Below are 22,264 nucleotides of genomic sequence, written 5' to 3' on the forward strand. Positions count from 1 at the left end.
ATCAGTTCTCCAGAACGTCGAGTACGCCCAAGGGCAGTGGCACGTCCATCAACTTGTCGAACAGCAGGTAAAGACCGATGGCCATCAGGCTGATGATCACCGCGCTCGGTAGCCAGCGGCCGCCATACAGGCGAGCCATGGGGACGCCGATCAGAATGCTGGCGACGATGAAACCAAGGGGTTCGAAGGTGCCGGCGAACACCAGCAACAACACCACACAGATGCCGATCTTGATCAGCGTTTCACGGTCCAGTTTCGGGTCGTCGTCGCTGTGGATGATCGGCGTCGGCCGAAACGCCATGTACAGCAAGCCGAGCCCCATCAAACCGAGCATCAGTAGCGGAAACGCGCGAGGGCCGACCGGTTCGTAGGAAAAAGCCGCCTGGTACGGCCAGGCCATCAGTGCCAGGCCGACACAGGCCAGCAACAGCACCGAAGCAAAAATGCGTTGTAAGAGCATGGGAAACTCCTGTGCCACGGCCCCGCCAATCGGGGGGCCGCAGCCGCTAGACAGAGGCGATCACTGGATCAGGCCGAACTCTTTGGCCAGCACTTTGTAGTCGGCAACCTGCTTCTTCACGTAGGTGTCCAGCTCCGGGCCGGTCATGGCGAACGGGAAGAGCTCGCGCTGATCGCGCAGCTTGGCGAAGTCTTCGGACGCCAGCAGTTTGTCGAAGGCCTCTTTCCACCAGGCGTAGTCTTCGTCACTGACTTTTGGCCCGAGGTAGAAACCGCGAACCACTGGCCAGACGATGTCGTAGCCTTGCTCTTTGGCGGTTGGAATGTCTTTCATTTCCGGCTCGTCCAGACGCTTCTCGGAGAACACGGCCAGCAGGCGCATGTCGCCGCTCTGGATGTGAGGCATGGAGTCGGAGATGTCGGTGCTGCCGACCTGGATGTGGCCGCCAAGCAGGGCGGTGGCGATTTCACCGCCGCCTTCGAGGGCGACGTAACGCAGGTCGCGCGGGTTGATCCCGGCGGCCTTGGCGATCAACGCGGTCTGCATCCAGTCCTGGCTGCCGACGGTGCCGCCGGAACCAATCACCACTTTGCTCGGATCTTTCTTCAGTGCCTGCACCAGATCGTCCAGGGACTTGTAGGGCGAATCGCTTTTCACCGCGATGGCGCCATAGCTGGTACCGACGGCGGCCAGCCAGCGAACGTTGGTTTCATCGAAACGACCGAACTTGCCTTGGGCCAGGTTCAGCAGCGAACCGCTGGACCACGCCACCAGCGTACCGGCATCCGCCGGACGTTGAGCGACCACCGCGTTGTACGCCACCGCGCCGACACCGCCGGGCATGTAGGTCACGCGCATCGGTTTGGTCAGCAGTTTTTCGTTCACCAGCGCGCTTTGCGCCAGTTTGCAGGTCAGGTCGAAACCGCCACCCGGTGAGGCCGGGGCGATGCATTCAGGGCGTTTTGGCTCGGCCATCAGTTGGCCGGCGAACAGCATGCAGCTGGCGGCGAGGGCGAAACGGCGCAGTGATCGATTCATTGTTGTCTCCACGGGAGTTTTTGTTTTTGGGGATGTTTCAGGTGCGGCGGTTTCGCGCCGTGCAGCCGGTATCGGCGCTGACAAGCGTGAACGATGGGGATTGAAAAAACGGGCGGGGCGGGTATACCTGAAGCTGTCTGGCCAGCATGGTGCAGTACCTCGTTATTGTTCTTATTGGCGAAAACGCATCAAGGCGTTTTTCGGGAGCTACATTTCAAAGCACGATCGGCTGGTCCGCAGTCGAAACCATCCGTGGGCCGACTCTAACGGGCCAACCTTTCATTAACCTTTCAATTGGCTTTCACAGTTTTCAGGCTTCACAGCAGCGGATGCGGCTGTAAACTCCGCGCCAAAGAATGGCGTCGACCATCCCTGAATGAGGTAAAGATCCATGCGTGTTCTGCTCGTCGAAGACCATCTGCAGCTCGCCGAAAGCGTCGCCCAGGCGCTCAAGAGCACCGGGCTGACCGTGGATGTGCTGCACGACGGCGTGGCGGCCGACCTGGCCTTGAGCAGCGAGGAGTACGCGGTGGCGATCCTTGATGTCGGCCTGCCGCGCATGGATGGATTCGAAGTGCTGGCGCGCCTGCGAGCCCGGGGCAAGAACCTGCCGGTGCTGATGCTGACCGCCCGCAGCGACGTCAAGGACCGGGTTCACGGGCTCAACCTCGGCGCCGACGATTACTTGGCCAAGCCGTTCGAACTGACCGAACTCGAAGCCCGGGTCAAAGCCTTGTTGCGGCGCAGTGTGCTGGGCGGTGAGCGTCAGCAGCGCTGCGGCGTGCTGGCCTATGACCTGGACACTCGTCGCTTCACCCTCGGTGAAGAATTGCTGACCCTGACCTCCCGCGAACAGGCAGTCCTCGAAGCGTTGATCGCCCGGCCCGGTCGGGTGATGAGCAAAGAGCAACTGGCCTCTCAGGTGTTTGGCCTGGATGAGGAAGCCAGCCCGGATGCCATCGAAATCTACGTCCACCGCCTGCGCAAGAAACTCGACGGTCAACCGGTCGCCATCGTGACCTTCCGTGGCCTCGGCTATTTGCTGGAAAGCCGCGATGCATAAGCCCAGCAGCCTGCGCTGGCGGTTGTTGTGGCACCTCGCGCTGTTGCTGGTGGTGTTAATGCTGGCCAGTGGTTTGAGCGCGTACTGGAATGGTCGCGAAGCCGCTGACACGGCGTATGACCGGACTCTGCTGGCGTCGGCGAGGACCATCGCCGCCGGCGTATCCCAGCGCGATGGCAGTCTCAGTGCCGATGTGCCTTACGTGGCCCTCGATACGTTTGCATACGACAGCGCCGGGCGGATTTTCTACCTGGTCAACGACATCAATCAGAAGCTGATTTCCGGTTACGAACACCTCCCGCCACCGCCCCCGGGAACGCCGCGTACCGATGACTATCCGGCACTGGCGAGCTTCTATAACGCTCAATACCGTGGGCAGAACGTACGCGTGGTGAGCCTGCTCAAACCCGTGAGCGAACCGACCATGAACGGCATGGCGGAAATCCGCGTGGCGGAGACCGACGAAGCGCGGGTCGCGATGGCCCGCAGTCTGGCAGCGGACACGTTGCTGCGTTTGGGCATGCTGGCGGTCGGTGCGTTGTTGATGGTGTGGTTTGCGGTCAGCGCGGCGTTGCGTCCGCTGGAGCGCTTGCGCACGGCGGTGGAGGAGCGTCAGTCGGATGATTTGCGGCCATTACCACTGGTGGAAGTGCAGCATGAATTGTGGCCGCTGGTGCGCGCGCTCAATCACTTTACCGAGCGTCTGCGTGGGCAGTTCGAGCGACAGGCGCAGTTCATCGCCGATGCCGCCCATGAACTGCGTACGCCGTTGGCGGCGCTCAAGGCGCGACTGGAACTGGGCCTGCGTTCAAACGAACCGCAAACCTGGCGCAGCACCCTGGAAACCGCTGCCCAAGGCACCGACCGTCTGACTCACCTGGCCAATCAATTGCTTTCGCTGGCGCGAGTAGAAAACGGGGCTCGGGCGATTGCCGAGGGCGGCGCGCAGTTGTTGGACCTGAGTCAGTTGGCGCGCGAACTGGGCATGGCCATGGCGCCGTTGGCCCATGCGCGCGGCGTAGCCTTGGCGCTGGAAGCGGACGAGCCGGTGTGGCTGCGCGGCGAGCCGACGCTGTTGAACGAATTGCTGAGCAATCTGGTGGACAACGCCCTCGCTCACACGCCGCCGGGCGGCAATGTGATTTTGCGAGTCACGGCGCCGGCGGTGCTGGAGGTCGAGGACGACGGACCGGGGATTCCCATCGATGAGCGGGATCGGGTGTTCGAGCGCTTTTACCGGCGTAATCAGCAGGTCGCTGGCTCGGGGTTGGGGTTGGCGATTGTCGGTGAGATCTGTCGCGCGCACCTGGCGCAGATCAGCCTGCACGATGGTGAGTCGGCGGGGTTGAAGGTGCGGGTGAGTTTTATTGCGGGGGAGTGAATATTTTACCTGCGGCGAGGGGGCTTGCTGTGGCGAGGGAGCTTGCTCCCGTTGGGCTGCGAAGCAGCCCCAGAACCATGCACCACAGTATTTTCGGTAAACCGCGTTGTTTGCGTTTACGACTGCTTCGCAGCCGAGCGGGAGCAAGCTCCCTCGCCACAGTCGCTTGTGTTCATGATCAATAAAACATCGATCGTGATTCTTCCAGATCGCGGCACATCGCCTCGTTCTCCGGATCGATCCCCAATTTCTTGAAGGCCGGTACGTTAAACACATCAAAGCGGGCGAGCGGATGGTCGGTGTCCTTGTGACAATACAGGCTGGCCACCTGAACCAGATCGACATAATCGACCCGCTCCGACTGGCGTTCGAAATCCAGGTACAGCCCCGGCAACTGCACCAGCATTTCCGGGAATTCCCAGACCCTGAGCAGCTTGTCACCGATCAAGGGATGAATGCGGTCGATGACATGGTTGAGGCTGACCGGGTCGGACAGCAGTTCGTAGTGGTCTTCGGCATAGGTCAGAATCGGCAGCACGCCAATCTGATGAACCAGTCCGCCGAGGGCGGCCTGATCAGGCTTGAGTTGCGTGTAACTGCGGCACAGCGCATAGCTGACGCCAGCGATTTCCAGGCTTTTACGCCAGACCTCGCGCATTTTCTGTGCCACCACCTCAGAGCGGGCATGGAAAATCTGTTCCATCACCAGACCGATCGCCAGGTTACTGCTGTAGTTGACGCCCAGCCGCGTGATCGCCGTGTGCAGGTCAGTCACTTCCTGAGTCGCGCGCAGCAGCGGGCTATTGACCACTTTGATCAGGCGCGCCGACAACGCCGTATCACGACCGATCACTTTGCTCAGGGTGCTGACACTGACTTCCGGATCTTCAGCGGCCTTGCGAATCTGCAGGGCCACTTCCGGTAACGTTGGCAGAACCAGGTCATCGTTATCGATGGCCTCAACCAAATCCTGTTGGACCTTATCCGCCAGCTCGCTCATTTCTTTTCTCTAGGGTGTTGCAACAAGTGCTGCGGTTAACGCTGGATTTCGCGATCGCGATCCAGTTGATAAGGCAGGTCTAGCAAGTGCAGGGCCGGCCCTTCGAGAGCTCCCAGATGAATGTCGCCACCTTCTGCTGCTTCGGCTTGCAGTACGGCCAGGAGTTCAATGTTTTGCCCGGCGTTGGCGGCCAGCACCACTTCGCCGATCGAACTGCCGTGGGACGGGGAGAACAGTGGCGTGCCGGGTTCAGGCAATTCGCTGGCATCCAGTTTCAGGCGATACAAGCGGCGCTTGAGTTTGCCCAGGTACTGCATGCGCGCGACGATTTCCTGGCCGGTGTAGCAACCCTTTTTGAAACTTACGCCGCCGACGGCTTGCAGATTGAGCATCTGCGGGATGAACAACTCGCGGGTGCTCGGCATGACCTGGCCGATCCCCGCGCGGATCTGGCCCAGCAGCCATTGATTCAGAGTGCCTTCGGCCAGCAGAACGGACAGCTTGCCCTTGGTGGCATTGGCCTGATCGGCAGCGACCCACAGTTCGGCGCGATCCGGCGAGACGCGAATGGCAATCAGACCTTCATGGCGCGCGACGCTGTCGGTGTCTGCCGGCAACTCAAGTCCCAGGCTACTCAGTGCGACATCGCCATGATCGAGGCCGAAGCGGACCCAAGCGGCGCTTTCATCGGTCAGCTTGGACTTGGAGAACACGGCATACTTTTTCAGGTCCGCCAACTGCGGTTCGAGCAGTTCGGTGGCCATCGCCAGCAGAACGCCGTCGCCTTCCAGCACGATGCGGAAACTCGACTGCATCCGGCCTTTCTGCGTGCAGCGGGCGCCGAGGCTGGCCTGGGTGTCGGTCAGGTAATTGAGGTTGCAGGTCAATTGGCCTTGCAGGAATTTGCTGGCGTCCGCGCCGCGGACTGCAAGAACGCCTTCATGGGACAGGGTGCAGAAAAAAGCAGAATCGGCCATGGGTCATCGCAGGGTAAAGAGTCTGGGGGACATCATAAGGGGGCGCTCTCGAAATGGGTAGTTCACAAAGGATCGATGGCGCCCGACCAAAGCCGAGTGTTCGACCGGGCTCGGGGCTGTATACTTGCCGCCTATTTGAGGAGCGCTCCATGGTCGAAGATGTTGAACTGAATCGCCTCTACTGGCACAGCCGCCGCGGCATGCTCGAGCTTGACGTATTGCTGGTGCCGTTCGTGAAAGAGGTCTACCCGCACCTCAACGACGTCGACCGCGATTGCTACCGCAAGTTGCTCGAATGCGAAGATCAGGACATGTTCGGCTGGTTCATGGAACGCGCCGAATCGGAAGATCCGGAGCTTCAGCGCATGGTCCGCATGATCCTGGATCGTGTCCAGCCCAAGTAATGCGTTCGAATGCCGCTGGCATGCCTCGCGGCAGTTGCTGGCGGCGTATCTTGTGGCCCAGCTGTTCGCGCTGGGTTCGTTGTTTCTTCTCTCGATTCCAGTCTGGGCGCTTTTGCTCGGCATTACGCTGTGCGTGGTTCACGGCGTTTGGCTGCTGCCGCGACAGATTTTGCTGACGCATCCACGGGCATACCGCGGCTTGCGTCGCGATGCCGATGGCTGGCAGTTGTGGAATCAGGCCTCAGGTTGGCAACCCGTGCAGCTGCGGCCGGACAGCCTGGCGTTGCCGTTGGTCGTGGTGCTGCGTTTTCGACTGTCAGGAGAGCGACGGGTCAGATCGATCTGCGTTCCCCGGGATTCGCAGGCGGCGGATGTGCACCGACGCCTGCGCGTGAGGCTCACATTCAGTCGGCGTAGGTGGGCGGCACCAGAATAGTGTCCAGCGCGACCGGCAGCATGTCCGGATAGTCGAGGGTGTAATGCAGGCCACGACTTTCCTTGCGCTCCATGGCGGACTGGATCATCAGTTCCGCCACTTGGGCCAGGTTGCGCAACTCGATCAAGTCCCGACTGACTTTATAGTTGCTGTAGAACTCGTCGATTTCGTCCAGCAACAGCCGCACGCGGTGCTGCGCGCGTTGCAAGCGCTTGTTGGTGCGCACGATACCCACGTAGTCCCACATGAATCGCCGCAATTCATCCCAGTTGTGCGCAATGATCACGTCTTCGTCGGAATCGGTGACCTGGCTCGCATCCCAGACGGGCAGGGCGATCGGAATCGAAACCTGCGGTAACTGTTCCAGAATGTCCGCCGCCGCCGAACGGGCGTAGACGAAACACTCCAGCAGCGAATTGCTGGCCATGCGGTTGGCGCCGTGCAGGCCGGTGAAACTGGTTTCGCCGATGGCATACAGCCCCGGCACGTCGGTGCGACCATTCTGATCGACCATCACGCCGCCGCAGGTGTAGTGCGCCGCCGGAACCACGGGAATCGGTTGCTTGGTGATGTCGATGGAAAACTCGAGGCAGCGTTCATACACCGTCGGGAAGTGGGTCTTGATGAACGCTTCGGGCTTGTGGCTGATGTCCAGGTAGACGCAGTCGACACCCAGGCGCTTCATCTCATGGTCGATGGCGCGGGCGACGATGTCCCGGGGCGCGAGCTCGGCACGCGGGTCGAAGCGCTGCATGAAGCGTTCGCCGTTGGGCAGCTTCAGATGTGCACCTTCGCCACGCAAGGCTTCGGTGATCAGGAAACTCTTGGCTTGCGGGTGATAAAGACAGGTCGGGTGGAACTGGTTGAATTCCAGATTCGCCACCCGGCAGCCCGAACGCCACGCCATGGCGATGCCGTCACCGCAGGCTCCATCGGGGTTGCTGGTATAGAGGTAGACCTTGGCCGCGCCACCGGAGGCGAGGATCACGAATCGTGCGCCGTAGGTGTCGACTTCGCCAGTGCCGCGATTCAGCACGTAAGCGCCGAGGCAGCGATCGCCTTCGAGGCCCAGGCGTTTTTCGGTGATCAGATCGATGGCGACCCGCTGCTCAAGCAGCTCGATATTGGGTCTCAGTCTGGCCTGGGCGAGCAAAGTTCTGAAGATCGCTGCGCCCGTGGCATCGGCGGCATGAATGATGCGTCGATGGCTGTGACCGCCTTCGCGGGTCAGATGAAACTCGAATCCACCGTCTTCGGTGCCGGATTGTTCATCGCGGGTAAACGGTACGCCTTGGTCGATCAGCCACTGGATGGCTTCTTTACTGTGCTCGACGGTGAAGCGCACGGCGTCTTCGTGGCAGAGTCCACCGCCGGCATTGAGGGTGTCATCGACGTGGGATTCGACAGTATCGGTATCATCCAGAACGGCAGCGACGCCGCCCTGGGCCCAAAACGTCGAGCCGTTGGCGAGGTCGCCTTTGCTCAGTACGGCGATGCGCAAATGACTGGGCAAGGTCAGCGCAAGGCTCAAACCGGCAGCGCCGCTGCCAATGACCAGAACATCGTGTTGAAACTGTTGGCTCATTTCAGGATTCCGCTCAAAGCGACCCGGGTCGGGGTTGGCGCAAGACTCCTGGAACGGCGAGTCAAGGTAGCCACACAGCCCACTAGTATATAGAGGGGGGGAGCGGCACAATACCCGAGCGCATATGGCATTGTGAAACTACTGTGACGGAAAATACCCGACGCTTCGTCGGATGTTTTTTCGGCCGGTTCGGTGACTAGGCGACTGTATCAACGATTTAACAGTCTTTTTCTATTCACGGTTGCACAATGTCCCTTTCGTCCGGCTATAAATATTTGGAACTTTTGCCAAAGGCCCAAGATCAATAGACGGTGCCTGAAAAGAAGGACAGTGTCGGTTTCAGGACGGGGCTCGTGGTTTGGCCCTGGCCAGTGAATCCGACAACAAGATTATTCGCGCAGCCGGGTCATGCCGAGCTGCGCTTTTCGTGCGTGCCAAATCAGAGCCCGCAGGAAACTTGCTTGGAGGGGGAGAACTTTTGCGAAAAGCCCGAGTCTATGTTTGCAAGTCTGGTCGTTTAGTTATGCAAGCCTCCTCCGAGCTTATCGAGGAGTGTTCATGCTAACCCAGGAAGAGGATCAGCAGCTCGTCGAGCGCGTTCAGCGCGGCGACAAGCGAGCTTTCGATCTGCTAGTGCTGAAATACCAGCACAAAATTCTCGGGTTGATCGTGCGTTTCGTGCACGACACCCATGAAGCCCAGGATGTGGCACAGGAAGCCTTTATCAAGGCCTACCGCGCACTTGGAAACTTTCGCGGAGACAGCGCGTTTTATACGTGGCTTTACCGCATCGCCATCAACACGGCGAAGAATTATCTGGTTTCACGCGGCCGTCGGCCGCCGGATAGCGATGTCAGTTCCGAAGATGCAGAGTTCTACGATGGCGATCATGGCCTCAAGGATCTCGAGTCGCCAGAGCGCGCATTGCTGCGGGATGAGATCGAAGGCACCGTCCATCGAACCATTCAGCAACTGCCAGAAGATTTGCGTACGGCGTTAACTTTACGTGAATTCGATGGTCTGAGTTACGAGGACATTGCGGCCGTCATGCAATGTCCGGTGGGTACCGTGCGCTCCCGGATTTTCCGCGCTCGGGAGGCCATCGATAAAGCCCTGCAGCCGTTGTTGCAGGAAAACTGAGACAGCGGCGATAGCCAAGAGAGGAACGCCATGAGTCGTGAAGCCCTGCAGGAATCGCTGTCCGCAGTGATGGATAACGAAGCGGACGAACTGGAATTGCGTCGGGTATTGAATGCCTTTGACGATGTTGAAACCCGTGAAACATGGGCTCGTTATCAGATCGCTCGGGCAGTTATGCACAAGGATCTGCTGCTTCCACGTCTGGACATCGCCGCGGCAGTTTCTGCTGCTTTGGCCGACGAAGCCGTACCGGCAAAAACTTCCCGTGGTCCATGGCGCAGCCTGGGTCGTCTGGCTGTCGCTGCTTCGGTGACCGTTGCCGTATTGGCAGGTGTGCGTCTGTACAACCAGGACGAGATCGCGGGTGTCGAACTTGCTCAGCAATCCACTCAACCGGGTCTGGCCGTTCCTCAGGTCAAGGGTCCAGCTGTGTTGGCAGGCTACAATGAGAGTTCGGAAGCCACTGGCCCTATGGCCAACGGCGTATTGCAAGGTCAACCAGGCTGGCACGATCAGCGTCTGCCAGGCTACTTGCGCCAACATGCTCAACAAGCTGCATTGAAAGGTACTGAGAGCGCTCTGCCTTACGCTCGTGCAGCAAGCCTGGAAAACCGTTAAGGAGGATCATGCGCGCCATACCTCTACTTTCGCTTCTGCTCGGTGGCTGGTTTGTTGTTCCAGCCCACGCCGATGAAGCCCAGGACTGGTTAACCCGTCTTGGTCAGGCCGAGCAACAGCAAAGCTTCCACGGCACTTTCGTTTACGAGCGTAACGGTAGTTTTTCTACCCATAACATCTGGCACCGTGTCCAGGATGGCAAGGTCCGCGAGCGTTTACTCCAGCTCGACGGCTCCGCACAGGAAGTCGTGCGCATTGATGGGCATACTCAATGCGTCAGCGGCACCCTGATAGCAGGGCTCGGGGATTCTCCCAACTCCGCTGCTCGTGCACTCGATCCACAAAAGTTAAAGAATTGGTATGAGCTTGCCGTCATTGGCAAGTCGCGTGTGGCTGGGCGTGCGGCAGTGATTGTTTCACTGAAGCCACGTGATCAGCATCGCTACGGTTTTGAACTTCACCTCGATAAAGAAACCGGCTTGCCGCTGAAGTCATTGCTGCTCAATGACAAAGGGCAGTTGCTGGAGCGTTTCCAGTTCACCCAGTTGAATACTGCCAGCGTGCCATCAGACACCGACTTGCAGGCAGGTGAAGATTGCAAGCCTGTCAACCTCGACGGTGACAAGGCTTCTGCGGTCAAGGCTGCCCAGGTTTGGCATTCGGATTGGCTTCCCCCCGGTTTCGAGTTGATCAGCAGCAGCTCCCGCAAGGATCCAGAGACCAAAACCCAGGTCAACAGTCTGATGTACGACGACGGTCTGGCGAGGTTCTCGGTATTCCTCGAGCCACTGAACGGTGCCACCCTCACAGACACCCGCACCCAGTTAGGCCCTACCGTTGCTGTTTCTCGACGCTTGACGACGCCTCAAGGTGAGATGATGGTGACTGTTGTCGGTGAAATTCCAATTGGTACTGCTGAACGGATTGCGCTGTCCATGCGCTCTGATGCCACTGCAACCAAATAGTGAGCTGATATCGAAATGTTTGGTGAACATTTCAATTTGCAAGAAAACCTGAATTTTTCTATAGGTCAGAGCCTCACGGCTCTGGCCTTGTTTTGTTGTTCCCGGAACAAAAATACCGGCGTATCTTTCCCGGTGTTCCTTGCTCCATATCGCTTAACCATGCTCGTCGTAACGGGAGCCGTATGTCGATACCACGCTTGAAGTCTTATCTTTCCATTTTTGCCACCGTGTTGGTGCTCGGTCAGGCGGTCACTGCTCAAGCAGTCGAATTGCCGGACTTCACCCAACTGGTCGAGCAGGCCTCACCCGCGGTGGTGAACATCAGTACCACGCAAAAGCTGCCGGACCGCAGAGTGTCCAGCCAGATGCCCGACCTTGAGGGCTTGCCACCAGCGCTGCGCGAGTTCTTCGAGCGGGGTATGCCGCAGCAGCCACGCTCGCCTCGCGGTGATCGCCAGCGTGAAGCACAGTCCTTGGGTTCGGGCTTTATCATTTCGCCAGACGGCTACATCCTGACCAACAACCACGTGATCGCCGATGCCGACGAAATTCTGGTTCGTCTCTCCGACCGCAGTGAATTGAAAGCCAAGCTGGTCGGTACCGATCCACGTTCCGACGTGGCGTTGCTGAAAATCGAAGGCAAGGATCTGCCAGTCCTGAAACTGGGCAAGTCCCAGGACCTGAAGGCTGGCCAGTGGGTCGTAGCGATCGGTTCGCCGTTCGGTTTCGACCATACCGTGACCCAAGGTATCGTCAGTGCCGTCGGTCGTAGCCTGCCGAACGAAAACTATGTGCCTTTCATCCAGACCGACGTGCCCATCAATCCGGGTAACTCAGGAGGACCGCTGTTCAACCTGGCCGGTGAAGTGGTCGGGATCAACTCGCAGATCTACACCCGTTCCGGTGGCTTCATGGGCGTATCGTTCGCGATCCCTATCGATGTGGCCATGGACGTTTCCAATCAGTTGAAAAGCGGCGGTAAAGTCAGCCGTGGCTGGTTGGGTGTCGTGATCCAGGAAGTGAACAAGGATCTGGCCGAGTCGTTCGGTCTTGAAAAGCCGGCCGGTGCGCTGGTGGCCCAGATCCAGGAAGACGGCCCGGCTGCCAAAGGTGATCTGCAAGTCGGCGACGTGATCCTGACCATGAACGGTCAACCGATCGTCATGTCTGCCGATCTGCCGCACCTGGTGGGCGCACTGAAAGAAGGCGAGAAGGCCAAACTTGAAGTGATTCGCGACGGCAAGCGCAAGAATGTCGAGCTGACGGTTGGCGCGATTCCTGACGAAGGTAAAGAGCTGGACTCGAAACTCAAGTCTGGTGTCGAAACCAATAGCAATCGTCTGGGCGTTGCCGTCGCTGATCTGACTGCCGAGCAGAAGAAAACCTACGATCTCAAAGGTGGTGTGGTGATCAAGGAAGTTCAGGACGGTCCTGCATCGCTCATCGGCTTGCAGCCAAATGATGTGATCACTCACCTGAACAACCAGGCAATCAACGACAGCAAGGAGTTCGCTGAAATCGCCAAGGCACTGCCGAAGAATCGTTCGGTGTCCATGCGGGTTCTGCGTCAAGGTCGTGCCAGCTTCATCACCTTCAAACTGGCTGAATAAACCGGTTGTCGGCTGAATAAGAAACCGCCTCGCAAGAGGCGGTTTTTTTGTGTCTGCGGTTTGTGTTCCGCAAGCAGGGTCAGCCCATCATGTCCTTGACCATGCGCTCCTGCTCCATCAGCTCACGCTGGCGGGCGTCGATACGCGATGACAGCGGGAAGTTGGTGCCGGCCTTGCGCTTGGCGAAGTCCAGTTGCTGAATGGCCTGACGATAGTCGCCAACCAGGGCGAAGTACTCCGCGCGAGCCTGATGCAGGCCGATAATGTTGCCCGACAGACCGCGCGTCTCTGCAACCTGGTACCACACGTCCGGATCGTCCGGGCGCGACTTGAGCAATGCTTCGAGCGCCTTCTCGGCATCGGCGGCGCGGTTCTGTTTGAGCAACAGATCGACACGCACCTGATTCAGCGGATAGTTGCCAGGGTACTGGGTCAGCATCCGGTCAACCCGCGTTTGAGCATCAGGCAGACGATTGTTGGTGATGTCCAGATCGACCTGCGCCAGGTTGTAGATGATCTCGTTCGGTGATTTGGCCAGCAGCAACTTGAGGTTCTCACGCGCTTCATTCAACTGGCCGCCCTTGATCTGGGCGATCGCCAGGCCATACCGAGCGACGTCGCTTTTCGGGTTCTCGTCGAGTTGCGCGCGGAAACGCTTGGCACCCAGGCCCGGGGTTTCTTCATAGACCAGCTGAACGCGTGCGCGAATCAGCTGATAGCGCATGGTGTCTTCGATGCCGCCCTGTTTCGCCTGTTCGGCGCGGTTGCGGGTGTCGGCGATCCGCGATTCGGTTACCGGGTGAGTCAGCAGGAACTCCGGCGGCTTGGCGTCGAAGCGGTATTGGCGCATCAGCCGCTCGAACATGGTCGGCATCGAACGCGGGTCGTAACCGGCCTTTTCCAGATTGAGGATGCCGATGCGGTCGGCTTCCTGTTCGTTCTGGCGCGAGAATCGTCGTTGTTCCTGAATCGCCGCCGCCTGAGTGCCGGCAATCGCCGCGATCCCGGCGTCGCCGGCTCCGGCAGCCGCAATGACGATCCCGGCCAGCAGTGCAGCCATCATCGGCACTTGCATGCGCTGTTGGGCTTCGACACCTCGGGCAAAGTGGCGTTGCGACAAGTGAGCCAATTCGTGCGCCAGAACGGAGGCGTATTCGCCCTCGGTCTGCGCGTTGAGAAACAGACCGCCGTTGACCCCGACAATCCCACCCGGCGCCGCAAAGGCGTTGAGCTGCGGGCTGTTGATCAGGATGAACTCCAAGCGCCGGTCATTGACCTGGCTGGTTTCCACCAGTCGGTAAACGCTGGATTCGACGTAATCCTTGAGCTGCGGATCGTTGAGTTGCGAGACCTGACTGCGCAATAGCGCTAACCATGCACGGCCCAACTGGTATTCCTGTTGCGGCGAGACAATGGCAGAACTGGCGTCGCCGAGTGACGGCAGGTCGTCGGCGAAGCCCGGTGAGGCGAGCAGGCAAGCGAGCGTCAGCAGGGTAGGGCGCAAAAAAGTCATGCACAAAGCCTTAGTCGACAAAGACCTTACTGTAGCCGGACACTTGGCTTGGGACCAGATATTCTAGGCAACTCCATCCCCTGACCCGGAGCGCTGTAATGACCGACGCTGTAACCCATGACGCCGAACTGGATGCCAGTGGCCTGAATTGCCCATTGCCGTTGCTCAAAGCCAAGCTGGAGCTCAATCGATTGGCCAGTGGCGCGGTGCTCAAGGTGATCGCCACCGATGCGGGCTCCCAGCGCGACTTTCGCACCTTTGCCCGATTAGCCGGTCATACGCTGCTTCGCGAAGAAGATGAGGCGGGTGTTTACCGCTACTGGTTGAAAAAAGCCTGAAACCTGCTGCGTTCATTTCTAAGGATTATTGATGTTCAAGGTGTTACGCGACTGGATTCAGCGCTACTTTTCCGATGAAGAAGCCGTGGTGCTGGCCGTGCTGTTGTTTCTGGCCTTTACCGCCGTGCTCACGTTGGGTGGCATGCTCGCACCGGTGCTCGCGGGGATGGTGCTGGCGTACCTGATGCAAGGCCTGGTCGTGACCCTCGAACGCCTGCGCATGCCGGGCGGGGTGGCAGTGGGGCTGGTCTTCGCCTTGTTCATGGGCGTTTTGCTGGTGTTTATCATTGTCGTAGTGCCGTTGCTCTGGCATCAGTTGATCACGCTGTTCAATGAACTGCCCGGTATGCTCGCCAAGTGGCAATCGCTGTTGTTGCTGCTGCCTGAGCGTTACCCGCATCTGGTCTCGGACGAGCAGGTGTTGCAGGCCATCGAAGTGGCACGCGGCGAGATCGGCAAGTTCGGTCAATGGGCGCTGACGTTTTCGCTGTCGAGCCTGCCGTTGCTGGTGAACATCATGATTTACCTCGTCCTTGTACCGATCCTGGTGTTCTTCTTCCTCAAGGACCGGGAAATGATCGGCCAGTGGGTGCGCGGTTATCTGCCGCGTGAGCGGGCGCTGATTACCCGTGTTGCCCACGAGATGAACCGGCAGATTGCCAACTACATTCGCGGCAAGGTCATCGAGATTTTCATCTGCGGTGGTGTGACGTACATCGGTTTCGTCGTCCTGGGGCTCAACTACGCAGCGCTGCTGGCATTGTTGGTGGGGGTGTCGGTGGTGGTCCCGTATGTCGGGGCGGTCGTGGTGACCGTGCCGGTCCTGCTGATTGCGCTGTTTCAGTGGGGCTGGAGCGATCAGTTCATTTACTTGATGGCGGTCTACGGGATTATCCAGACGCTGGACGGTAACGTGCTGGTGCCGCTGCTGTTTTCGGAAGCGGTGAATTTGCACCCGGTGGCAATTATTTGCGCGGTGCTGTTGTTTGGCGGGTTGTGGGGATTTTGGGGAGTCTTCTTTGCGATTCCGCTGGCGACGCTGTTCAAGGCGGTGCTGGATGCCTGGCCGCGGAAGGAGCCGGTGGTGGCGCCGCTGCTTTAACGGTCAACCGGGATGAGGTGGTGAGGCAGATGGCCTCATCCCGAGCAGGCTCGGTCCCACTTTAGACCGCGTCAGTCTCGCCACCTCGGTCAACTGTGGGAGCGAGCCTGCTCGCGATGGCGTTAGAACAGGCGCCAAATAATCAGCCCTTGTTCAGCGCCTGTGCCGCCGCCAACACCGCATCCACATGCCCCGGCACTTTCACGCCGCGCCATTCCTGACGCAGCACGCCGTCCTTATCAATCAGGAATGTGCTGCGATCAACGCCCATGTATTCCTTGCCATACAGCTTCTTCAGCTTGATCACATCAAACAACTGGCACAGCGCTTCTTCCTTGTCGCTGATCAGCTCGAAGGTGAACGCTTGCTTGGCCTTGAAGTTCTCGTGGGATTTGAGGCTGTCGCGCGAAACGCCGAAGACTTCGGTGTTAGCCGCTTTAAAGGCATCAAGCTGATCGCGAAAGCCCTGGCCCTGAGTGGTGCAGCCCGGTGTGCTGTCCTTCGGATAGAAATAGATCACCACTTGCTTGCCTTTAAGGCCCGCGAGGCTGACGGTCTGTCCATTGGTGGCGGGTGCTTCGAAGTCGGTAACCGGTTGGTCGATGGCAACGGCCATGAAAGCTTCCTTACATTGGGTTTTGTGGGCGCCACGGTTCGATCAGTGCGTCCAGGTTCAGCGCGTCGGCGAAATCCAGGAACTGATCGCGCAGCCAGCTGATCTGCACGCCGGCCGGCAAGGTCACGGTAAACGTGGCGTTGAGCATGGTGCCGCCGGTTTGCGGCGCCTGATACGTGTCGCAGGTCAGGTTTTCCAGCTCGACGTTGTGGTCCATGAAGAACTGGCACAGCTCGTTGATGATGTCCGAGCGATAGGCCGAGCTGACATAAGCGACATAAGGCAAGGCCTGGGGACGATTCTCCAGCGCCGCGCTGCGCACCACATTTACGGTGAATGCGTGCTTCTTGGCGAGGCCCGAGAGGCTGCCTTCCAGGCGTGCCAGGGCGTCCCAGCTGCCAGAGATCTCGAGGATCAGCGCGCTGCACTCGCCATGACGGGTCAGGCGGGAAGTGACCACGGCGCAGCGGTTTTCATGGCTGGCGCGGCACAGGACGTTAGTCAGCTCCATGGGGTTGGCGCCGAGGGCACTGATGACAAGGAATTGTTCGCGAACTGTGGGGGTGGACATGCAGCATTCCTAAAGCGATGAGCGGTCGATACTTTTACGGGCTTTTACTACCGGGGGCGAGCCTGCGGATGCGAATTCAGAAAACCCGGGCCGAAGGTTGCAACGTGCTCCATCAAGGCAGGAGCGAGGGGTGGCAACGCTGGATCGGGGCTTGTGATGCCGAAAATGGAGGCTGAAACCCGGCGTACGAGCTTGTCAGTACCGATCAAAGTCTGAAGGGTAGCGAAAAGCAGCGCCAAGGGGAATGGCAGCAGCGCAGTACTTTGCTTGTACAAGCATCTTGGCGCCAGTACCATTACCGCTCTCTTTTTCCGGCAGGAGCGGTTGCATGATTGCGGGCAGTATGGTGGCACTGGTCACACCCATGGATGCACAAGGTCGTCTCGACTGGGACAGCCTGAGCAAACTGGTGGACTTTCACCTGCAGAACGGCACCCACGCGATCGTGGCGGTCGGCACTACAGGTGAATCGGCCACCCTCGACGTGAACGAGCACATCGAAGTGATTCGTTACGTGGTGAAGCAGGTGGCAGGGCGCATTCCGGTGATCGCCGGGACCGGCGCCAACTCGACGCGCGAAGCCATCGAGCTGACCACCAACGCGAAGACCGCCGGCGCCGATGCTTGCCTGCTGGTCACGCCGTACTACAACAAGCCGACGCAGGAAGGCTTGTACCAGCACTTCAAGGCCATCGCCGAAGCCGTCGACATCCCGCAGATTCTTTATAACGTGCCCGGCCGCACGGCGTGCGACATGCTGGCTGAAACCGTGATCCGCCTGTCGACCGTGAAAAACATCATCGGCATCAAGGAAGCCACCGGCGACCTGACCCGTGCCAAGGCCATCATCGACGGCGTGAGCAAAGACTTCCTGGTGATCTCGGGTGACGACGCCACTGCAGTCGAGCTGATCCTGCTCGGCGGCAAGGGCAACATCTCTGTGACCGCCAACGTTGCTCCGCGTGAAATGAGTGACCTTTGCAACGCGGCCCTGAAAGGTGACGCCGTCACGGCCCGAGCGATTCACGAAAAGCTGATGCCGCTCAATAAAACCCTGTTTATCGAATCCAACCCTATCCCCGTGAAATGGGCACTGCATGAAATGGGCTTGATGCCGGACGGTATCCGTCTGCCGCTCACCTGGCTCAGCGCTGCCTGTCACGAACCGCTGCGGCAGGCCATGCGCCAGTCCGGCGTACTGGTTTAATTGAGGAAGCACTACGCATGAAGCGATTGGCCGGACTTTCCGCACTTGCCTTGATTATCTCCAGCACCAGTGGCTGCGGATGGGTCTGGGGCCCGGAAGGTTATTTCCGTGACCGTGGTAGCGATTACCTGGAAGCGCAACAGACTGCACCTATGCAATTGCCACCGGACGTCAGCACTTCAAAGCGTCTGGATCCGTTGCTGCCGATCCCGCGCAACGTGGCCGATGACTCCGCGAAGGGCGAGTACATCGTGCCGCGTCCGCAGCCGTTGACGGCTGGGGCCGACGCCAGCGCCTACTCCCTGCAGAAGACCGGTGATTCGCGCTGGATCGTCGCCCAGAACCCACCGGCCGAAGTCTGGCCAGTGGCTGTGCAGTTCTTTCAGGACAACGGTTTCCGTCTGGACGACCAGAAGCCGCAGACCGGCGAATTCACCACCACCTGGCAGCATTCCGACGAACTGTCGGCCGCGATGGCCAAGCGCCTGAGCGCCGCCGGTGTCAGCACCGACAGCGAAACCCGCGTTCGGGTGCGTATCGAGCCGGGCGTGCAGCGCAACACCAGTGAAGTCTACGTGGTCAGTGCCGAGCGTCCTGCCGGTAGCACCGCCGACGTGGCCTTCACCAACCGTTCGGTCAACACTGGCCTGGACGCGGCACTGGTCGACGACATGCTCGCAAGCATGAGCCGCATCTCGGAGAAGGGCGGTTCGGTCTCCATGCTGGCTTCGCGTGATTTTGATACGCCAAGTCGCGTCAGCCTGAGCGAAGACGGCAGCGGCAACCCGGTTCTGAACGTCGGCAACGACCTGGATCGTGCTTGGTCGAGCGTCGGTCGTGCGCTGGAGCAGGGCGAATGGCGCGTTGAAGACATCAACCGCAGCCTGGGCCTGTACTACATCAACCTCTCCGAAAAAGCCGAGAAGAAAGACGAGAAGCCTGGCTTCTTCAGCAGCCTGTTCGGCAGCGCGCCGAGCAAGGAAGAAGTTGAAGCCCGTGCCGAGCGTTATCAGGTTCGCCTGAGCAAGGTTGGCGAGAACGTTCAGGTCACCGTCGAGAAAAACATCAACACCGTGGCGCCAGCAGAAGTGGCGCGCAAAGTGTTGAGCGTGATTCAGGACAACTTGGGCTGATCACATGCGTTTTGCCGTTCTCGGCAGCGGTAGCCAAGGGAACGGCACGCTGATAACCAGCGCTGACACGTATGTACTGGTGGATTGTGGTTTCTCCCTGCGGGAAACCGAAAAACGCCTGCTGCGCCTGGGTGTGAACCCTGCGCAGTTGAGCGCGATACTCGTGACCCACGAACATGCCGACCACGTGCATGGCGTGGGTTTGCTGTCTCGGCGCTACAATCTGCCTGTCTACCTCAGTCGCGGGACCCTGCGCGGGATGCGCAAACCGATTGAACCGGCTGGCTTTCTGGCTGGCGGTGAGCAATTGCAGATCGGCGCACTGAGCATCGGCGTCATTGCCGTGGCCCACGATGCACAGGAACCGACGCAATATGTGTTCAGCGACGGTGAGCGGCGCTTCGGCCTGCTGACTGACCTGGGCTCCTATTGCAACAAGGTGCTGGACGGCTATCGGGACCTCGATGCATTGATGATCGAGTCCAACCATTGCCGTGACATGCTGGCTCGCGGTCACTACCCGTACTTCCTGAAGCAGCGGGTGGGCGGTGAACTGGGACATTTGAACAACCACCAGGCGGCATTCCTGGTGTCTGAGTTGGGCTGGCAAGGCCTGCAACACCTGGTCCTGGCCCATCTGAGCAGCAAGAACAACCTGCCGCAGCTGGCCCGGCAATGTTTTGTCGACACCCTCGGGTGCGACCCGGACTGGCTGCAACTGGCCGATCAAGATTCAGGGCTCGACTGGCGACACATCGCCTAGCCCACCTACTTAGCAAGCGGAGCCCATCATGGAAAAACGTGAAGAACTCTACCGCGGCAAAGCCAAATCGGTTTTCAAGACCGACGACGCTGACCGCTTGATCCTGCTGTTTCGCAACGACACCTCGGCGTTCGACGGCAAGCGCATCGAGCAGCTCGACCGCAAAGGCATGGTGAACAACAAGTTCAACGCCTTCATCATGCAGAAACTCGAAGCCGCCGGCGTGCCGACCCAATTCGACAAACTGCTGGGCGACAACGAATGCCTGGTGAAAAAACTCGACATGATCCCGGTCGAGTGCGTCGTGCGTAACTACGCCGCCGGCAGCCTGGTCAAGCGCCTGGGCGTCGAAGAAGGCATGAAGCTCAACCCTTACACCTTCGAACTGTTCCTGAAGGACGATGCCAAGGGCGATCCGTTCATCAACGAATCCCACGTCGTGGCCTTCGGTTGGGGCACCGCCGAGCAACTGGTTCGCATGAAGGAACTGTCGCTCAAGGTCAACGAAGTCCTGAGTAAACTGTTCGACGACGCCGGCCTGCTGCTGGTCGACTTCAAACTCGAATTCGGCGTCTTCTCCGACGGCTCCATCGTTCTGGGCGACGAATTCAGCCCGGACGGCTGCCGCCTGTGGGACAAGGCCACCGGCAAGAAAATGGACAAGGACCGCTTCCGTCAGGGGCTCGGTGACGTCATCGAAGCCTACGAAGAAGTCGCCAATCGTCTGGGCGTACCGCTTTAACCGACGCAAGCATCTGAAAGCACGGAAAAATTTCGCTTAGGGGGTTCGCTTCCGGCGAAAGTGTTGTTATGATGCGCGCCGTTGGAGAGATGCCAGAGTGGCCGAATGGGACGGATTCGAAATCCGTTGTACCTTCACCGGTACCTAGGGTTCGAATCCCTATCTCTCCGCCATTACATAGAAAAAGCCCCGTAGCTGAAAAGTTACGGGGCTTTTTTGTTTCCAATGTCTCGTCCTGAATAAGGTTTACACCTTCTGACTTCTTATCAGGAAGGTGCAATGGATACGGGTCCAAAACGCAGTCAGCGAGATTACACGCTGACTTTTAAATTGTCGGTTGTCGATCAGGTCGAAAAAGGCGAGTTGAGTTATAAAGAAGCTCAACGGCGTTATGGGATTCAGGGTCGGTCGACGGTGTTGGTCTGGTTACGTAAACATGGTCGACAGGATTGGAGCCAAGGCGCATCCATTCGCTCCCAGAGGACTCGACCGATGGACGAGCCAACTTTGCCACCGACTCCCGAGCAGAGAATCAAAGAGCTTGAGGAACAGTTGGCCCTGGCAAATCAGAAAGCCAAATTCTTCGAAGACGTGGTTGATGTTCTGAAGAACGACTACGGCGTATCTGTCGTAAAAAAGCGGCCCGGCAAGTCGTTGCGCAAACCCAAACCCTGAGTGTCAGCAGGGCTTGCCAGTTTATGGGGATCAGTCGCCAAGCCTATTACAAGCGAGATCGCGTTTGTCGGGCTCGAGTCGAGCAAGATCAGAAACTCATCACGTTTGTGCAATCAATCCGGGTGCGCCAGCCCTGCATTGGCGCCCGCAAACTGCACTCATTGATGCACGCGGAGCGCGAGAAACAGGAGCTACATGTAGGCCGGGATCGCTTGTTTGAGGTTCTAAGAGAGCACCGCCAGTTGGTTCGTAGAAAACGGGCTTATCACAAGACGACTGACAGCCATCATCACTTTCACTGCCATCCCAATTTACTAAAGCCAGGCCCGCAGCAAGTCGTCGCTACCGGCCCGGAACAGGTCTGGGTAGCCGATATCACTTATCTCTCCACCAAGCGTGATGATCCGGTCTACCTGAGCCTGGTCACGGATGCGTTCTCGAGAAAAATTGTCGGTTACCACGTGCACGGTAGCCTGCATGCCGACTCGGTGGCTCAAGCCTTGCGCATGGCGTTGAAGACGCGTCGAACCCGCCAGAAACTGGTTCATCACTCGGATCGAGGGGTGCAGTACTGCTCAGCGTTGTATCAAAAGCTCCATGCCAGGCATGGCATCACGTGCTCGATGACCGATGGCTACGACTGCTACCAAAACGCCATGGCAGAGCGGGTCAACGGCATCTTGAAAACAGAACTCTTGCTCCATCGACCGACAGACTTGGCGCAAGCGGAGCAGATGGTGCGGGAGGCGATCTTGATCTACAACCAAGAGCGCCCGCACCTGTCCTTAAAATACAAAACGCCCGATGCGGTGCATCGGGCGTTAGGGTGAAATAGGTGTAAACCTATTTCAGGACTAGACACAATGTCCCGGTCAGGGCATTTTAAACCGTGAACGCGCCGATACTTTGGTGTGATTACTCAGGATG

At 58.9% G+C, this 22,264-nt stretch carries 23 protein-coding genes and 1 tRNA gene; 16 read left to right on the plus strand and 8 right to left on the minus strand.

Annotated elements, in window-relative coordinates:
- Window position 1: 1 nt before the first annotated feature.
- Together DJ564_RS07980 and DJ564_RS07985 are read right to left on the minus strand one after the other, a co-directional pair.
- A complete protein-coding gene (locus tag DJ564_RS07980) occupies window positions 2–460 on the minus strand; it encodes a tripartite tricarboxylate transporter TctB family protein (RefSeq protein ID WP_109628389.1) in 459 nt (152 codons plus the stop codon).
- 60 nt (window positions 461–520) lie between these two features.
- Complete coding sequence (locus DJ564_RS07985) at window positions 521–1,498, minus strand: tripartite tricarboxylate transporter substrate binding protein (protein WP_109628390.1); 978 nt, start codon at window positions 1,496–1,498, stop codon at window positions 521–523.
- Window positions 1,499–1,889: 391 nt separating this feature from the next.
- Here DJ564_RS07985 and DJ564_RS07990 point away from each other — a divergent pair, with 391 nt between their 5' ends.
- Window positions 1,890–2,561 carry a response regulator gene (locus DJ564_RS07990; protein ID WP_038358340.1) on the plus strand — a complete coding sequence of 224 codons (672 nt, stop codon included), beginning with the start codon at window positions 1,890–1,892 and terminating at the stop codon, window positions 2,559–2,561.
- Window positions 2,554–3,942: a sensor histidine kinase gene (locus DJ564_RS07995; RefSeq protein WP_109628391.1), complete on the plus strand. Its 1,389-nt coding sequence runs from the start codon at window positions 2,554–2,556 to the stop codon at window positions 3,940–3,942. The genes DJ564_RS07990 and DJ564_RS07995 overlap by 8 nt, the downstream gene beginning before the upstream one ends.
- Window positions 3,943–4,120: 178 nt before the next feature.
- Here DJ564_RS07995 and DJ564_RS08000 read toward each other — a convergent pair whose 3' ends face one another.
- Both DJ564_RS08000 and DJ564_RS08005 read right to left on the minus strand, forming a co-directional pair.
- A complete protein-coding gene (locus DJ564_RS08000) occupies window positions 4,121–4,942 on the minus strand; it encodes an HDOD domain-containing protein (RefSeq protein ID WP_109628392.1) in 822 nt (273 codons plus the stop codon).
- A gap of 35 nt (window positions 4,943–4,977) precedes the next feature.
- The gene (locus tag DJ564_RS08005) at window positions 4,978–5,919 is read right to left on the minus strand and encodes a folate-binding protein YgfZ (protein ID WP_109628393.1); all 942 of its coding nucleotides are present in this window, start codon (window positions 5,917–5,919) and stop codon (window positions 4,978–4,980) included.
- Between the two features lie 149 nt (window positions 5,920–6,068).
- Here DJ564_RS08005 and DJ564_RS08010 point away from each other — a divergent pair, with 149 nt between their 5' ends.
- Both DJ564_RS08010 and DJ564_RS08015 read left to right on the plus strand, forming a co-directional pair.
- Window positions 6,069–6,323 (plus strand): succinate dehydrogenase assembly factor 2, encoded by a 255-nt coding sequence (locus DJ564_RS08010; protein WP_007944081.1) that lies wholly within the window; start codon window positions 6,069–6,071, stop codon window positions 6,321–6,323.
- The gene (locus tag DJ564_RS08015) at window positions 6,307–6,759 is read left to right on the plus strand and encodes a protein YgfX (protein ID WP_109628394.1); all 453 of its coding nucleotides are present in this window, start codon (window positions 6,307–6,309) and stop codon (window positions 6,757–6,759) included. Before DJ564_RS08010 ends, DJ564_RS08015 begins: the two co-directional genes overlap by 17 nt.
- Here DJ564_RS08015 and nadB read toward each other — a convergent pair.
- Window positions 6,728–8,344, minus strand: coding sequence for an L-aspartate oxidase (gene nadB, locus DJ564_RS08020; RefSeq protein WP_109628395.1), 1,617 nt, complete (start codon window positions 8,342–8,344; stop codon window positions 6,728–6,730). The genes DJ564_RS08015 and nadB overlap by 32 nt on opposite strands.
- A gap of 558 nt (window positions 8,345–8,902) precedes the next feature.
- Here nadB and rpoE point away from each other — a divergent pair.
- From rpoE to DJ564_RS08040, 4 genes are all read left to right on the plus strand, one after another.
- The gene (rpoE, locus tag DJ564_RS08025; RefSeq protein ID WP_007944079.1) at window positions 8,903–9,484 is read left to right on the plus strand and encodes an RNA polymerase sigma factor RpoE; all 582 of its coding nucleotides are present in this window, start codon (window positions 8,903–8,905) and stop codon (window positions 9,482–9,484) included.
- A gap of 30 nt (window positions 9,485–9,514) precedes the next feature.
- Window positions 9,515–10,102 (plus strand): sigma-E factor negative regulatory protein, encoded by a 588-nt coding sequence (locus tag DJ564_RS08030; protein WP_109628396.1) that lies wholly within the window; start codon window positions 9,515–9,517, stop codon window positions 10,100–10,102.
- Between the two features lie 8 nt (window positions 10,103–10,110).
- The gene (locus tag DJ564_RS08035) at window positions 10,111–11,067 is read left to right on the plus strand and encodes a MucB/RseB C-terminal domain-containing protein (RefSeq protein WP_109628397.1); all 957 of its coding nucleotides are present in this window, start codon (window positions 10,111–10,113) and stop codon (window positions 11,065–11,067) included.
- A 182-nt stretch (window positions 11,068–11,249) separates the two neighbouring features.
- Entirely contained in the window at window positions 11,250–12,677 is a 1,428-nt protein-coding gene (locus DJ564_RS08040) for a DegQ family serine endoprotease (protein ID WP_109628398.1), read from the plus strand.
- 79 nt (window positions 12,678–12,756) lie between these two features.
- Here DJ564_RS08040 and DJ564_RS08045 read toward each other — a convergent pair whose 3' ends face one another.
- Entirely contained in the window at window positions 12,757–14,190 is a 1,434-nt protein-coding gene (locus DJ564_RS08045; protein ID WP_109628399.1) for a M48 family metalloprotease, read from the minus strand.
- Window positions 14,191–14,288: 98 nt separating this feature from the next.
- Here DJ564_RS08045 and DJ564_RS08050 point away from each other — a divergent pair, with 98 nt between their 5' ends.
- Both DJ564_RS08050 and DJ564_RS08055 read left to right on the plus strand, forming a co-directional pair.
- Window positions 14,289–14,528 carry a sulfurtransferase TusA family protein gene (locus tag DJ564_RS08050; RefSeq protein ID WP_007898654.1) on the plus strand — a complete coding sequence of 80 codons (240 nt, stop codon included), beginning with the start codon at window positions 14,289–14,291 and terminating at the stop codon, window positions 14,526–14,528.
- Between the two features lie 31 nt (window positions 14,529–14,559).
- A complete protein-coding gene (locus DJ564_RS08055; RefSeq protein ID WP_109628400.1) occupies window positions 14,560–15,630 on the plus strand; it encodes an AI-2E family transporter in 1,071 nt (356 codons plus the stop codon).
- 142 nt (window positions 15,631–15,772) lie between these two features.
- Here DJ564_RS08055 and DJ564_RS08060 read toward each other — a convergent pair whose 3' ends face one another.
- Both DJ564_RS08060 and DJ564_RS08065 read right to left on the minus strand, forming a co-directional pair.
- Window positions 15,773–16,246 (minus strand): peroxiredoxin, encoded by a 474-nt coding sequence (locus DJ564_RS08060; RefSeq protein WP_109628401.1) that lies wholly within the window; start codon window positions 16,244–16,246, stop codon window positions 15,773–15,775.
- Between the two features lie 10 nt (window positions 16,247–16,256).
- Complete coding sequence (locus tag DJ564_RS08065; protein ID WP_109628402.1) at window positions 16,257–16,817, minus strand: glycine cleavage system protein R; 561 nt, start codon at window positions 16,815–16,817, stop codon at window positions 16,257–16,259.
- A 328-nt stretch (window positions 16,818–17,145) separates the two neighbouring features.
- Between DJ564_RS08065 and dapA the strand changes: the two genes are divergently transcribed.
- The 6 genes from dapA (at window position 17,146) to DJ564_RS08100 (ending at window position 22,167) form a co-directional block, all read left to right on the plus strand.
- A complete protein-coding gene (dapA, locus tag DJ564_RS08075) occupies window positions 17,146–18,024 on the plus strand; it encodes a 4-hydroxy-tetrahydrodipicolinate synthase (RefSeq protein WP_109628404.1) in 879 nt (292 codons plus the stop codon).
- A gap of 17 nt (window positions 18,025–18,041) precedes the next feature.
- Window positions 18,042–19,157: an outer membrane protein assembly factor BamC gene (gene bamC, locus DJ564_RS08080; RefSeq protein WP_109628405.1), complete on the plus strand. Its 1,116-nt coding sequence runs from the start codon at window positions 18,042–18,044 to the stop codon at window positions 19,155–19,157.
- A gap of 4 nt (window positions 19,158–19,161) precedes the next feature.
- Window positions 19,162–19,920: an MBL fold metallo-hydrolase gene (locus tag DJ564_RS08085; protein ID WP_109628406.1), complete on the plus strand. Its 759-nt coding sequence runs from the start codon at window positions 19,162–19,164 to the stop codon at window positions 19,918–19,920.
- A gap of 28 nt (window positions 19,921–19,948) precedes the next feature.
- Window positions 19,949–20,662, plus strand: a complete 714-nt coding sequence (purC, locus tag DJ564_RS08090) for a phosphoribosylaminoimidazolesuccinocarboxamide synthase (RefSeq protein WP_008034929.1) — start codon at window positions 19,949–19,951, stop codon at window positions 20,660–20,662.
- A gap of 83 nt (window positions 20,663–20,745) precedes the next feature.
- Window positions 20,746–20,835, plus strand: a tRNA-Ser gene (locus tag DJ564_RS08095).
- Window positions 20,836–20,941: 106 nt separating this feature from the next.
- Window positions 20,942–22,167, plus strand: a protein-coding gene (locus tag DJ564_RS08100; RefSeq protein ID WP_371921989.1) for an IS3 family transposase whose coding sequence is annotated in 2 segments (ribosomal slippage) — window positions 20,942–21,293 and window positions 21,293–22,167 — 1,227 coding nt in all. Because the reading frame shifts where the segments join, the coding sequence is not laid out codon by codon here.
- The last annotated feature ends 97 nt before the right edge of the window (window positions 22,168–22,264 follow it).

This window comes from Pseudomonas sp. 31-12, assembly GCF_003151075.1.
Lineage (GTDB): Bacteria > Pseudomonadota > Gammaproteobacteria > Pseudomonadales > Pseudomonadaceae > Aquipseudomonas.